Annotated in this window: 16 protein-coding genes; 1 reads left to right on the forward strand and 15 read right to left on the reverse strand. The window is 32.1% G+C overall.

All coding sequences use genetic code 11. The annotated features are described in order from the left end of the window. Positions 1 to 46 precede the first annotated feature (46 nt). A complete protein-coding gene (locus Q0910_RS03495; RefSeq protein ID WP_299212630.1) occupies positions 47 to 760 on the reverse strand; it encodes a hypothetical protein in 714 nt (237 codons plus the stop codon). A 255-nt stretch (positions 761 to 1,015) separates the two neighbouring features. Here Q0910_RS03495 and Q0910_RS03500 point away from each other — a divergent pair, with 255 nt between their 5' ends. Then, the gene (locus Q0910_RS03500) at positions 1,016 to 2,587 is read left to right on the forward strand and encodes an IS1182 family transposase (RefSeq protein ID WP_299212632.1); all 1,572 of its coding nucleotides are present in this window, start codon (positions 1,016 to 1,018) and stop codon (positions 2,585 to 2,587) included. A 99-nt stretch (positions 2,588 to 2,686) separates the two neighbouring features. Here the strand turns inward: Q0910_RS03500 and Q0910_RS03505 are convergent, their stop codons facing one another. The 14 genes from Q0910_RS03505 to Q0910_RS03570 form a co-directional block, all read right to left on the reverse strand. Beyond that, positions 2,687 to 4,774, reverse strand: coding sequence for a serine hydrolase (locus tag Q0910_RS03505; protein ID WP_299212634.1), 2,088 nt, complete (start codon positions 4,772 to 4,774; stop codon positions 2,687 to 2,689). 313 nt (positions 4,775 to 5,087) lie between these two features. Next, the gene (locus tag Q0910_RS03510) at positions 5,088 to 5,717 is read right to left on the reverse strand and encodes a nucleotidyl transferase AbiEii/AbiGii toxin family protein (protein WP_299212636.1); all 630 of its coding nucleotides are present in this window, start codon (positions 5,715 to 5,717) and stop codon (positions 5,088 to 5,090) included. Positions 5,718 to 5,733: 16 nt separating this feature from the next. Next, positions 5,734 to 6,243 carry a HigA family addiction module antitoxin gene (locus Q0910_RS03515; protein WP_299212638.1) on the reverse strand — a complete coding sequence of 170 codons (510 nt, stop codon included), beginning with the start codon at positions 6,241 to 6,243 and terminating at the stop codon, positions 5,734 to 5,736. A 454-nt stretch (positions 6,244 to 6,697) separates the two neighbouring features. Continuing rightward, positions 6,698 to 7,066, reverse strand: a complete 369-nt coding sequence (locus Q0910_RS03520; RefSeq protein WP_299212640.1) for a hypothetical protein — start codon at positions 7,064 to 7,066, stop codon at positions 6,698 to 6,700. A 23-nt stretch (positions 7,067 to 7,089) separates the two neighbouring features. Next, on the reverse strand, positions 7,090 to 7,485 hold the full coding sequence (locus Q0910_RS03525; RefSeq protein WP_299212642.1) for a hypothetical protein: 396 nt from the start codon (positions 7,483 to 7,485) through the stop codon (positions 7,090 to 7,092). Between the two features lie 134 nt (positions 7,486 to 7,619). After that, entirely contained in the window at positions 7,620 to 8,000 is a 381-nt protein-coding gene (locus Q0910_RS03530; protein WP_299212644.1) for a hypothetical protein, read from the reverse strand. Positions 8,001 to 8,003: 3 nt separating this feature from the next. Then, positions 8,004 to 8,585 (reverse strand): hypothetical protein, encoded by a 582-nt coding sequence (locus tag Q0910_RS03535; protein WP_299212646.1) that lies wholly within the window; start codon positions 8,583 to 8,585, stop codon positions 8,004 to 8,006. A 24-nt stretch (positions 8,586 to 8,609) separates the two neighbouring features. Next, positions 8,610 to 9,218: a hypothetical protein gene (locus Q0910_RS03540; RefSeq protein ID WP_299212648.1), complete on the reverse strand. Its 609-nt coding sequence runs from the start codon at positions 9,216 to 9,218 to the stop codon at positions 8,610 to 8,612. Positions 9,219 to 9,418: 200 nt separating this feature from the next. After that, positions 9,419 to 9,853, reverse strand: coding sequence for a hypothetical protein (locus Q0910_RS03545; protein WP_299212650.1), 435 nt, complete (start codon positions 9,851 to 9,853; stop codon positions 9,419 to 9,421). Between the two features lie 457 nt (positions 9,854 to 10,310). Further along, positions 10,311 to 10,697, reverse strand: coding sequence for a hypothetical protein (locus Q0910_RS03550; RefSeq protein WP_299212652.1), 387 nt, complete (start codon positions 10,695 to 10,697; stop codon positions 10,311 to 10,313). A 14-nt stretch (positions 10,698 to 10,711) separates the two neighbouring features. Beyond that, entirely contained in the window at positions 10,712 to 11,152 is a 441-nt protein-coding gene (locus Q0910_RS03555) for a hypothetical protein (protein ID WP_299212654.1), read from the reverse strand. Between the two features lie 185 nt (positions 11,153 to 11,337). Then, positions 11,338 to 11,607, reverse strand: coding sequence for a hypothetical protein (locus tag Q0910_RS03560; RefSeq protein ID WP_299212656.1), 270 nt, complete (start codon positions 11,605 to 11,607; stop codon positions 11,338 to 11,340). Between the two features lies 1 nt (position 11,608). After that, entirely contained in the window at positions 11,609 to 12,115 is a 507-nt protein-coding gene (locus tag Q0910_RS03565) for a hypothetical protein (protein ID WP_299212658.1), read from the reverse strand. Between the two features lie 152 nt (positions 12,116 to 12,267). After that, positions 12,268 to 12,803: DUF4844 domain-containing protein (locus Q0910_RS03570; protein WP_366142622.1), on the reverse strand; the 536-nt coding region annotated here is incomplete at its 5' end.

Below are 12,803 nucleotides of genomic sequence, written 5' to 3' on the forward strand. Positions count from 1 at the left end.
CGTTTATATCTCGAAGGGGACATATGCATTATACAAATTGTTAGCATTATTTTTTAATTCTTTCCAAGATTAATTTCTTTTCCATTTCACTGTTCAGATTTTTTTCTAAATGTTTGTTAATCCAATATTCTGAAGATTTTGGGTCTTTCTGTTGTTTGTACAAAAAACTTAGAATATACTCATAAGAAATTATCAAAGGATCAAGTACTCCGGCTAGTGGATGATTAATATCTACCTGTAAACCAGCAATATTTTCATTGATTGTCTTTTTGCCCAAAAACCATTTTTCGAATTTTGGAATGTTTCTAGATAAAACTTGGTCCAAACTATCTCTAAACTTTTTTTCATTGACAGTGCCAACAAAGTCTGGATTTACTATTTTTTTGCTTAAATACCCGTCAAGTGTTTTTAAGTACATTATTTTAGTTGATTTATCAGTTCTATGATTAACTAATTTTTTTCCAGATATAGTTGGTACAGAATAGAAGCAATTGCCAAAGGAAAAAGTACCTTTAAAACCTCTGAACTTGTGAAATTGAATTACATGTTTAATTCCCTCATTATTAAAATCACTATACCATAAGTATTTTCCATTCCAATTATTGAGTCCAATTTCGGCAAATTTTGGTGTAACTATCTCTTTAAAAATTTCAATTCTTTTTTCCAGGAGTACTTCATCCAAATTTTTAACATCATCATATAAATCACGTAAAGCTTTTCGTCTCTCAATTTCTCTCTTAATCTTAATGAAAATGTTCATTGATTCTTCAATTAATGCTAACGTTTAATATATGTGTCGTAGTAGAGCAAAATGTTACCTTGCTTTTTGATTTTTCTGCGCATTGGTTGCTAACTTTTCCATTTTGCAAGCATTGCGCCTTCATAAATATACACAAACTAATCGATTGATCACTTTGCTGCTATGATCACATATATAGTGTGCCTGTTGCACAAGTTAGCAAAAAATTAATATTGACTTATTGTTATTTTTGTGTTATTGTTTTAACTTCATGCTATGCAAGGAAAGAAGACCTATCAGGAAAAACTCTTCAATGATTTTCGATTGAGCGATCGTGTTCTGGAGAGCAACTTTTACAGACGTTTGAAAACCGTATTGAACTTTGATTATCTCTATTTCCAGACCAAAGACTATTATGGGAATAGTGGACAAAAGAGTATCGATCCTGCGGTATTCTTTAAACTTTGTTTAGTGGGTTATCTGGAGAATATTATCAGTGACCGTAAGCTTATGGATCATTGCAGTATGCGCTTGGATATTCTTTATTTTTTGGGATATAATATTGATGAAGAGTTACCTTGGCATTCTACTATTAGTAGAACCCGTCAATTGTTTCCTGAGTCGATTTTTGAGGAAGTATTTACAAAAGTATTGTCGTTGTGTATTGATAAGGGAATGGTTATCGGCCATACCCAAGCCATTGACTCAGCCCCAGTGAAGGCAAATGCATCGATGGATAGTTTGGAACTGAAAGTTCCAGAAGAAGAGCTGGAAGATCATTTACGTAAAATCCGTCATATAAGTGCTATAGATAAAGAGGCTCCTATCCGAAAAGTAAAAAACAATAAAGCTCCAAAAGAGCAACAGCGTATTAGTGCTAGTAAAAAAGAGTTACAAGGGATCACTTCAAGAAACAAGAAATGGGCTAAGGATCAAGATCAGCGTCCAGGCGCAGGGAATAAAGGCTCAAAATACACTAGTAATAAGACGCATTACAGTCCTACCGATCCTGATGCGCGTATTAGTGTAAAGCCCGGTAAGGCTAAGAAACTTAATTATCTGAGTCAACTAACGGTGGATACAGCCCATCATGTAATTACTGATATTAAGGCCTATCACGCAGATTGCAAGGACAATCAGCAACTACAAGATATTGTAAAACGAGTAAAAAAACGTTTGTGGAAACAAGGGTTACACTGGGATAATTGTGTGGCTGATAGGGGTTATAGTAGTGGAGAAAACTATGCTTTTCTAGAATCCCAAAATCTCAAAAGTTTCATTCCGCCTCACGGTACTTATAAGGGTGGTCCAGATAACTTTATCTACAAGGAAAAGGAAGACCATTATCTATGTCCTCAGGGAAAAGTGATCCCGTTTACCAAAGAGTTTCTTGATTACCGAACCAAAACTAGGAAGAAAGAATACCGGGCAAGCAAGCATATCTGTGTTGATTGTCCATTAAAGAGGCAATGTTTAGGTAAGAGCGCCCAGGAGAAAAAGTTTAGTGTTACCTACTATCGGGAAGAATACCAACGTAACAACACTAGGGTAAACAGTTCACAAGGTCGTTATATGAAAGCCAAACGGCAGAGTACAGTAGAACCTGTCTTTGGTACGTTGAAGGAATTTATGGGAATGTACAAGATCAATACTATAGGATTGGCTCAGGCAAACAAGTGTATGCATTTATCGGCTATTGCTTACAATCTGAAAAAGTACTTGAAATTTACTAGAGACACTGTGCAAAGTCAAGCAGGTGTGCTACTTTCGTGTATTTTATCATTAAAATCCTTTCTAAGGCTTCAAATAAGCCGTTTAGAACATAGCTCCATAATTAAGATACTTTAATACTGTAGACAAAAAACAGGGGTTAGATCATCGATTTTCTATGTAATCTTATTCTTTTTAGAGGCTTGTGCAACGGTTACCGGTGTTGTATGCAGTTTTCTATTTTTGATAAATTAACTCTCCAAGTTTTTGCACTTCCATAGGTAGACTATCATCAGAATTGACTAAAATAGGCATATTAGCAAGAAGAGATATGACAATACCGTCGTCTGGATATACTATTAAAACAGCGCCTGAAGAAGGCCCTTGCCCTACGTGATACCAAATTCTCCAACCATTTATATCTTTTCCTATATACCAACCCAATCCATAATTTGTTGGTTTTTTATCTCCAGTATATTGAGTCTCAAATAACTTCTTTTTAAAAGTAGTTTCAAAAAAACTCCCATATAACAACTCATTTCCAAATTTCAACAAATCTTCTGTTGTAGAGATTAAGCCTCCTGATGCGTGAGCATAGCTTAAATCATAAGGTTCTGCTTCTGCTTCGTTTGGATAGTAAGACTTAGTTTTATTTATCATCGTACTATCTGCAATATCTCCATAGGTATTAGACATTAAAAGCGGCTTCCAGATATTATCTTGCATATACTCCAAATACGTTTGTCCTGATGCTCCTTCAATAGCAGCTCCGAGTAAATTATATCCAAAAGAAGTGTATAAATATTGATTGCCTGGTTTAGCCATTAACGTATCATTTTTGAATACGTTAATGGCTTCGGTTGCATTCTCGAAATGTGGATTTTTAATCACTTCATCGATGCTGATTTCAAAATAATCACGGATTCCACCTAAATGCCCTGCTAATTGACGCGTAGTAAGCATATATTTTTTTTCAGGAAAAGAAGGAACATACGTTCTCACGTCGGCATCCAAATCTAATTTCCCTTCAGAAGCTAATTTAATCATTGCGGCGGCTGTAATTGGTTTTGTTACACTTGCAATTCTAAAACGTGTTTGCGGATTTACTTTCTTTTCATTTTCAACATCAGAATAGCCAAAGCCTTCTGAAAAAATTGTATTGTTTTTTGAGCTTACAGAAAGTTGCATCCCAGGAATGTTATAATTTTCTATAAAGGCATTACCCCATTTTGCAATTTTAGACTCTAGTGTTTCTTCTTGATTAGCGTCTTCGTTATTTGATATCATCATATGTTCGTCTGATGAATTTGAATTTATTGGAGATTTATTACTCATCAAGATTTTGGCGGAAAGAATATCAGGTGTCCTTTCCCATTCAGCAAAACTACTACTACGCGCATAACATTTGTAATTTTTTCGATCAGCCATGGTTCTGGTATCTCCAAATAATATTATTGGTGTTTTTCCCACACCTGAAATTTCTTCTGTAAATACCTTTTTTCCATCAATTAGTACAGAATCTCTTTTTATTTTATTAGGATTTGATTTCCAATATTCAGCAAATCCATTAAATAGTTTGAGGCGATCTTTATCTTCTAAAATCCATTCAAACGCCAAGAAGAAAGATTCCTGATTTATTTTATAATTATAGGGTGATAAATCAAAAGTTAACCAGCCTCTTTTATTATCCGATGTAACTACAATGCTTTCATTAAAGAGATCGTCTCCCGGTAAATTATTATTCGATTTATTTACTTCAAGAAATCTAACACGTACTTTAAATTGGGATTCCGTATTTTTAGCAATAAATAATCGTGCTTTGTCAATGAATTTTAAATCAATATCATCTTTCTTTTCAATTAACAAAGCCATAGCTCCACCAGCAGATACCGAATCTACATACGTTTGACCTTGCACAAATAAATTCCTCTTACGGTTTCCAAGCCAATTGTGTTTTTCTTTTATTTTTCTTGTAGAAGCAGAAATTACTACTTCATCAAGTACAATTTTTTTCTCAATCAAATAAATAACACTTTCTTTATTATTTGCAAAGGAATTTATTGCTAAAGATTTTTTTTCATAACCAATAGCAGAAAATAATAAATTTTCTTTTAAATGAGAAGCTGGTATTTTAATCGAGAAGCTGCCATCGCCATTTGAAATTGTCCCAAAAGAAGAATTCAGAACACCAATATTCACAAAAGCTAACGGTTCTTTATTATTTTGAGATATTACATGTCCTTTAATAGTCAATTGTCCAAAAACGGATGTGAAAACTCCAAAAGACAGTAAGCAGACTAAAAATGTATTTTTAATGTTATTCATAAATGTTAATTAGATATCTCTTATTTTAATCAAATTCGGAATGATCTTATACATCTAGAGACGCAAAAAATCAAGGAATGGTTGCTTTGCAGTAATGTTTTTAATTGCATACAACGTTAAATATATGGCAAGTAGGGCAGGTGATAAGCACAGACCTTTCCTTTAAACACTTAGCCAAAGCTTTTGTATTTTGTTTTTATCTTATTTCTCTAAAAGCCAAATCAAAAGATTTGGCGACTTTGCAAATAGATAACGCCCTTTGGGTTAATAACTAATCGCCCTATTTGCTATATATAGTGTTAGCAAATCGGCTTTATTTCTGTACTAATTTTTCAAAATCTAACTTAATTAACTCCCATGCTTTTTCCTTGTAACAGTTTGGAGTAAAATCGCTTTCTGCTATAGAAAAATCAACAACCTTTACTAATATTTCATCTTTAGGTGATCCATAAGGATTTCTTTTGAGATAAAAATTTATCATTTCATCTAATGTGTAAGTTTCTAATAGTTCATGAATATCCCAAAAATCTTTTTTTCTCCCACCATTGGCTATTACTTCAAATTTCATTGCAGCAACTTCTTCAATACTTGAAAACCTTACATTTTGTTCAACAATACAAGGAAAAACAAAAGGATCTGTATAAAATAAGTCTAATTTGACCGATTCATTTTCATTGTTACCAATAAAATAGGATTTTCCTATGCCTACTAAATCAACTGATGGCATGTCTACATAAGGAAAGATTTCATTTAATTTAGTTTCAAGTATCGTAAAATCAATACTACCATATTCAGCGTCTGTAAATAAATCTATATCAATTGATTCTCTATGGCCTATTTGTAGGCTTAAAGAAGTGCCACCAACTATTCTAAAACTATTAAATTCATCAATTGACATCAATTGTTTAAGAGAATTCCAAAGTAAATCAGAAACAGTATTCAAATATAATTCCATTTTATTAAATCAAATTATGTTCAATAATATTCTTTTCAAAAGAAGGTAAGCGACTTTTTTTTATTGATTTTATTTCCTTGGAAATATTTTTTTTCCCGTAGAATGAAATGATTTCATTTATTTCAGTTTCATTTCCTCTTTCTAAAATTCTTTTTATAACGGCTTTCTTATTTTTGTTCCAATCAATATTATTAAAATTAGTGTCCCAAAAAATTATTCTTCTTATGTTATTTATATTTGGTGTGTCTTTTATTTGAGATTCCGATAGTATTTTTACGTCATAACTTGCCTGCAATAACATAAAGTAATCTTTGTCAGTTTTAAATTCTTTTGATAATTTAATAGAAAGTTTTGGGTTAATGTCTCTTTTTTTATTGAGAATAGCACTTATGGTTTGTCTATGTTCACCGATAGTGTCTGCTAATTCACTGCCTTTTAGATTCCGATTATTTAATTCCCATCTTAATAATGTGCCAGGATGTATTCCTTTAATTTTATTTAATCTTGGTAACATAATTCAAGTTTTTAAGGTGAAAGTACAAAATTTATCAATAGTAAACAAAAATGTTTACTATTGATAAACAATATTGTTTATAATAAGGTCAAAAAACATACCAAACTCTATTCAATAGAGAGCTGTTTGCTAACGTTTAATATATGTGTCGTAGCAGGGCAAAATGTTACCTTGCTTTTCGATATTTCTGCGCTTTGGTTGCTAACTTTTACTTTCTGCAAGCATTGCGCCTTACTAAAAATACAACAACCATCCGATCCATCACCTAGCTGCTATTATCACATATATGGTGTTAGCAAATCGTTTTTATTAAAAACTAAATTCTAAAACAACAATTCTTTTATGAAAGTAATTATTAAAATTAGGATCAGAATTCAAAATTCCGGTTACCAATATTTCGTTTTGCATTATTCCAACTGCTTTTCGTTTTTCTCGGTAAGTTTTTATTAAAGGGTCAGGTTTTTTTATAGAATAAAGTGCCTGTATGTATTTTCCAATGTAATATAAAAATTCCGTTAAGTATTAAATTTATTGTGATGGCAATTTTAAATTCTGGAAATTTAAACAAAATCAAACTTAATATGATAGATGGAAATACAAGACCCACAATTTTTTCCCAGTTTCTATTAAATTCAGGAATAGCAAAATAGAATGCATAAACCAAAGCACAAATTAGTACCCATCCACCAAAAATTATAAAACCCATTTGAGCTTCTCCGTGAATATTTCCAACTCTACTCAACATTATAACAATCGGTATTAGGTTTGTAATGAGAGCAATTCCATAATAATTCCGAACGTATTTTTTTCCCTTTTTTAACATTAAGTTTTAGCCTTAAGTCAGTTTTATAATTCCAAATTTTTTAATTGTTCCAGTTTTTCATATTCGGTCATTCGTTTACCTGAGAATTGCTCAATTTTTCCCTTAAGCCATTTTTTTCGATAATTTTCCCAGCTATTATTATAGGGAGGTTCTCCACTATCATCAAATCCATATTCGAATCCGCAGGAGCAAATATCATAGGAAGGATGACCATTCTCATCATAAGGTCTCCATTCTTTGTCATCCGATTTTATTCCGCAAACAGGACAAAAACAATATTCGTCAGAACTGATGTTTAGTTCTACTTTTTCTCCGTTCCAAGTATTTATGATTTCTTTTCTCAAAATGTATGCTAACGTCTCGGCTATGGTTAGTACGGGAATTAAAAGTACTGAACTTTCGATTAAGCGATTAGCCAAAGCTTTTTATTTTGTTTTATCTTTTTTTATTCTAAAGCCAAATCAAAAGATTTGGCGGACTTTATAAAAATACACTAAACTTTGGATTAAGTACCAAAACCCGTATTAATTATAGCCATTGTTGTACACCGTTTTTATTTATTTTTTAATATCTGTTCAACATATTTTCTGTGATTGTCGAATCCGTTCTTTTCTGGATTTTCCAAGTCAACCATTCCATCAATTCCTGAGTCGTAAATCTGCCAATTATACTTTTTCGATAATTCAATCAAGGCATAAATTGCGTTTTCTCCGTATAATGACAGCATAAAATTACTTGAATGCTCATTGTCGGTAAAAAAGTCAATTGTAAAATCAGTTCCGATTATTTCTCTGTGATTATCGTCTTTTTTTATTCGGTCAAGTGAGCTTTCTAGAATTCCGCGAAAATCAGTCGTTTCCAATTGGTCTTCGTCAAGTTCCGCAACTGATTCTATTTTCTGTCTTGAATTAAAAAGTACAATGTTCCAACTCATATTTTATTTTTTCATTATTCCAGCTCGGTCAAGATATTCCCCAATAGAATATCTTGGAAGTCCTTTTTCATAACCTAATCGGTAAAATCCGATTCCATCGCTTTTTTGTCCGTTTACAGATTCTTGGATTTCTTTTGCCTTATGAATGATTTCTAATTCCGTCAATTCAGATTTACTTTCAATGACTTCTCCTTTTTTTAGTCCACCTTTTGAACCATAAGGAATTAATATAATTTTTGTCGCATTAAATGTCCTATTCCCAAATTCAGATTCCAGTTTTTCAATTCCGCTTGAGTCAAAAGCATTCCAATTAACGTTTTTTGTTCTTCCAAATCTCATCGGCAAATCAGGTCGAAAATATTGTAATTCCTTTTCTGTAAAGGGTAGATTTTCAATAAATTCCGATTTATTCTTGAAAATATCAGATGACATTCGATAGAAAATTGTTTTGACTCGAAAATTGTCAGAGAATGTCCAATTATTATCAGCCCAAAGACAATCATAAAACACTTCATAATTGTCAAATCCAATTATTCGAAATGGTCTTTCATCAAATTCCGTTTTATAAATATCTCCTAATTTCATTTTTTCGCAAATGGTGTACAACGTTTAATTATACTTTTCTATCGCTTTCTTTAAGGATTCTAAAATCAATTTTTGAGTATTTAGATCTTCCGTTTCAGTTTTGTCCAATTTTTTAGAGATCTTATTAAGTTCTATTCCGTCATTGATTGGATTTCGAAGTTGAGTAAGTACAAATTCCAATATTTCCTTTTTTTTCGAAACTCTACTTAAAAAAACTACAAATTTCTTGGGGTTTGATTTGAGAGTTTTAAAAATCAATTCATTGTTGAATTCACTATACTCAATGTTGTTTGAACATTTAGGATTAATATTCGCAAAGAAAACAGCAAAATTTTGGTCATTTAACTCAATATTTTGCTTAATCAGAGAATCAATTTTTATAAGAGTAGTTATTTCACAATTTGGTTGGGTATTGACTTTTTTCTCCGCAATACTATCCGTCGAATTTTCAATAACCATTTGTATCTCAGAAATAATACTATCGTTTTGTTCTAGTTTTTCTTGCATTTCCTTTCCTTTTTCCTCCATTTTCTCTAATTCGTTTTGGAGGGACTCTACTGCTTTTGAGTTTTTTTGGTCAGTTTTACAGGAGCATAGAAAAATTAGTAAACTATAGGTGAAAATTTGTTTCATAATGTTGTACAACGTTTAATATATGTGTCGTAGCAGGGCAAAATGTTACCTTACTTTTTGATTTTTCTGCGCATTGATTGCTAACTTTTATATTCTGCAAGCATTGCGCCTTACCAAAAATACAACAACCATACGATTCATCACTTAGCTGCTATGATTACATATATGTTGTTGTACAACGTCTTTTGTATTCATCCAATTTATTCAGCAATCCCCCAAATCGCTTTATTTTCAGCACCTATAAGCCAACTTTTCTTTTTCCCACTAATTATAGTGTCTTTTATCGAATAAATTAAATTAAGATTAACATTTTTCCGAGGATCTTCTTCTGGAACAATTCTTAAATTTTGTCCAACCGTAAAATTTCGTTCTTCACATCTTGAAAGGACCGTCACAATATTTGGTAATGAGGTATTATTAGTTTTCCCAATTAGAATAGCATATGGTATACCTTCTGTAAAACAATAAAAATTATTTTCGTGAAATTCGATTAATTCCAAATTAAATGGTTGCTCAACTTCCAGGAAGTTAAATTCCATTTTTCCATTCTCAGAATTTCCAATGATTACGTTTTTTGATTTACAACTGAAAAGTAGTAACACCACTATAATTAATATTTGGTTGTTTTTTTTCATATGTTGTATAACGTTGTGGGCAAGAGCTGCGGTCAGCAGCGTCTTGGCCCTCAACTAACTAGTTAGTTGGCAAGGGGCAAGGCGTTGTTGGCCGTTGCTTCTTGCCTGGTGTTATCTGCTGTCTTTGCTGAGCCACCATAAGTAAGCCTAACATTTCAACGATAACATCGGTATCCAGAACCTCTTCGCAGTAGCCTAGAAGGTGTAAATATGCGAGAAGAGCCGATCACAGCTCTTGCCCACAACGTTAAATCTGCAAGCGAGCGAAGCGAAGATTGCAGATTTAACGTTATAAGTATGTGTCGTAGCAGCGTAAAATGTTACCCTGCTTTTCGATATTCTTGCGCATTGATTGCTAACTTTAATTTTCTGCAAGCATTGCGCCTTACCAAATATACAAGAACCATTCGATTCATCACTTAACTGCTATGATCACATATATGTTGTTAGCAAACGTTTATTTTGACATTCTAATATTTAATTCTTCAGGAGTAATTTTACCTAAGTTGCACAGCATCATTGAATAGTATGGTTCTAGATTCTCTCCAATTTCAGGTTTATTCAGATTATTAATTAGCAAATTGAAATTTGGGTTGTCTTTAAAATTAGGTATCCTTTTTAAAGCTGCAAAACGGACATTCAAGTCAGGATCAAATAAAACAGCATAGTAAATTAAATAGAAGAAATTATTATCTCCTAACGTCATTATGTCTCCCATTCTTTCTTTATCAGTTCGGTTGCAAAATTTCTTAATAGATTGTTTTCCCTGTTCAGATAAATTAAGATCAATCTGATCAAAATTAATCTCAGTGGTTTTCTTTTTCTTGAATAGTTTTTTGAACATCTTATTGAATGTTGTCAAACATTATTATTTAAATATTTAGGATTAGATAAAGCGTTTTCGTACTCTTCTTTTGAGAAAAAAGGCCAGTATTCTCTTTGTTCAGATTGAGTTTTGTCAATAGTTTCATTTTTTATTCGAAGCAATTGGCTTAGGTACTTTTTAATATTTTCAATTAAAGAAGGTTCAGACCACTTGTATTCATAATCAGATTTAAGAAAAAGAATGGTTCTTTTTAAGACTTTCTCATCTGATTCTTCCATTTTCCATTTCCCTTGATTTTTGTGAGTCCGTATATCATCATATAAATACCAAAGTTGATATTTAATTTCACTTACTCCTTTATCATTGGTTGTTATAGTGAAGTTGATTTCATCAAACTCAAAATTATCAATTAAACAAGACCAATAATGTCGGCAAGATTCAGCAAGCTTATTTCTATTTTTTCTATCAATCATTTAGGATGTTTGCTAACGTTTTATATATGTGTCGTAGCAGAGCAAAATGCTACCCTAATTTTGGATAAATCTTCGCATTGGTTGCTAACTTTTGCTTTCTGCAAGCATTGCGCCTTACCAAAAATACAACTACCATTCGATTGATCACTTAACTGCTATGATCACATATATGTTGTTGGCAATAGTTATTTTTTCAACTGTCTATTTTTAACGACTGCGAAAACAAATACAATCAACACGTGAGTCAATAGGCAAATAGCCAATCTAAAGAGAAAACCTAATCCATACTCGTCGTGTTCCCAAATTGATTTTCCATAAATTAAGAACCCAACATATGCAATTATTAAAATTCCGTTTATGATGAAAAATTTATTGAACTTCTCCCAGCCAGAAAGCATATAAATACTTGCAATCCAAATAACAATTGGGACGAGTATGATTAATAATAGTTCCATTTTACTCAGTCTTATTTTTGTTAGCTATCTTGAAGAAAATAGTTCCTAATTCGCTTTCTTTTGTCAGCTCAAAAATTTCAAGTAAAGAACATAAACTTTCAGATTCCCAGGCATACTTTGAAAGGTTTTGATTATATCTATTCAAAAGTTTCTCAAGGTTTGATTGAGTTGTTATTCCGTTGATTTCCTTTTCTAATACAAGAATAAACTCATTCAGATTATTTACTGAAGTTTTCCAATCTCCCCAATCATTTTCCGCTTCGAGTATCTTTTCCGCAATCTTTTTGTCAGTTTTATTTTCAAATCGGTTTTCTTCTACCAAGTCAAATAATTTGTCAAAAGTCAGTAACGGGATTTCGGTCATATCATTAAGTTCTGATAAGTTTTCATTAACCATTTTCTTTTCAGCAATGCGCTCTCCTTTCCAGAAAAATCTTTTTCCAATTTTCCTTAGATGTTTGTGCCATTCTATATCAGTTGTTAATTGACCTTTTCGTTTGTATCCCACTTTATCTAATTATTGCCAACGGTTTGTGTATGATTAGTTGCTAGAAAGTACGCGAGTACTTTCCGCCGTTGCTAAAGATAATTAATGCGAGTGAATTTCCGTTGAGGAAATTCCGCTGCAATTAATTCATACACCTTGTTAGCAACTGTTCTTTAATTCTTTTTTGCAACTTCATTTGGGTCAAATCCGTACATGAATTTATTAAGCTGTCCATTCGAACTCTCAAGTCCGATAATGTCCATTAATTCCTCAAAATAAGTACAAACTCTTTCACGGTCTTCTGTGTCTAATTCCATATAAACATCGGAAAATCTAGAAAGTCCAATTCTAATTTTTTCTTGGTATTTTTTATCAGTTGGAGTATCAGATTCTGCAACGTTTTGAAAGTCAGATGCTACTTGATTAATCTTCTCTGTAAAAACCGGTCGCATTTTTTCGTCCGCAATTCCAGGATAATAATTTTCTTCTACGAATTTTTTCTTTGTGATAAATTCCGCAAACTTTTCTTTCGCGTTTTCGGGTGTTTTCATTTCAGTTGCATTTTGTCCACAAGCAGATATAGTGAAAAAGAGTATAAATAATTTAATTTGATTCATGCGCATAATAGTTGCTAACGTCTCGTATATGAAAAGTAGCGCTGAAAATAAGCGATGACTTTTCGGATAAACACAAGCCGAATTTTTAAATT

The sequence above is a fragment of the uncultured Aquimarina sp. genome (assembly GCF_947495315.1).
Classification (GTDB): Bacteria; Bacteroidota; Bacteroidia; order Flavobacteriales; family Flavobacteriaceae; genus Aquimarina.

Excerpts from the sequence above, each read along its gene's own strand:
- Q0910_RS03500 (WP_299212632.1), top strand. The coding sequence starts at position 1,016 with ATGCAAGGAAAGAAGACCTATCAGGAAAAACTCTTCAATGATTTTCGA.
- Q0910_RS03515 (WP_299212638.1), bottom strand. The coding sequence starts at position 6,243 with ATGTTACCAAGATTAAATAAAATTAAAGGAATACATCCTGGCACATTA.
- Q0910_RS03540 (WP_299212648.1), bottom strand. The coding sequence starts at position 9,218 with ATGAAACAAATTTTCACCTATAGTTTACTAATTTTTCTATGCTCCTGT.
- Q0910_RS03495 (WP_299212630.1), bottom strand. The coding sequence starts at position 760 with ATGAACATTTTCATTAAGATTAAGAGAGAAATTGAGAGACGAAAAGCT.
- Q0910_RS03560 (WP_299212656.1), bottom strand. The coding sequence starts at position 11,607 with ATGGAACTATTATTAATCATACTCGTCCCAATTGTTATTTGGATTGCA.
- Q0910_RS03550 (WP_299212652.1), bottom strand. The coding sequence starts at position 10,697 with ATGTTCAAAAAACTATTCAAGAAAAAGAAAACCACTGAGATTAATTTT.
- Q0910_RS03535 (WP_299212646.1), bottom strand. The coding sequence starts at position 8,585 with ATGAAATTAGGAGATATTTATAAAACGGAATTTGATGAAAGACCATTT.
- Q0910_RS03530 (WP_299212644.1), bottom strand. The coding sequence starts at position 8,000 with ATGAGTTGGAACATTGTACTTTTTAATTCAAGACAGAAAATAGAATCA.
- Q0910_RS03545 (WP_299212650.1), bottom strand. The coding sequence starts at position 9,853 with ATGAAAAAAAACAACCAAATATTAATTATAGTGGTGTTACTACTTTTC.
- Q0910_RS03555 (WP_299212654.1), bottom strand. The coding sequence starts at position 11,152 with ATGATTGATAGAAAAAATAGAAATAAGCTTGCTGAATCTTGCCGACAT.
- Q0910_RS03520 (WP_299212640.1), bottom strand. The coding sequence starts at position 7,066 with ATGTTAAAAAAGGGAAAAAAATACGTTCGGAATTATTATGGAATTGCT.
- Q0910_RS03505 (WP_299212634.1), bottom strand. The coding sequence starts at position 4,774 with ATGAATAACATTAAAAATACATTTTTAGTCTGCTTACTGTCTTTTGGA.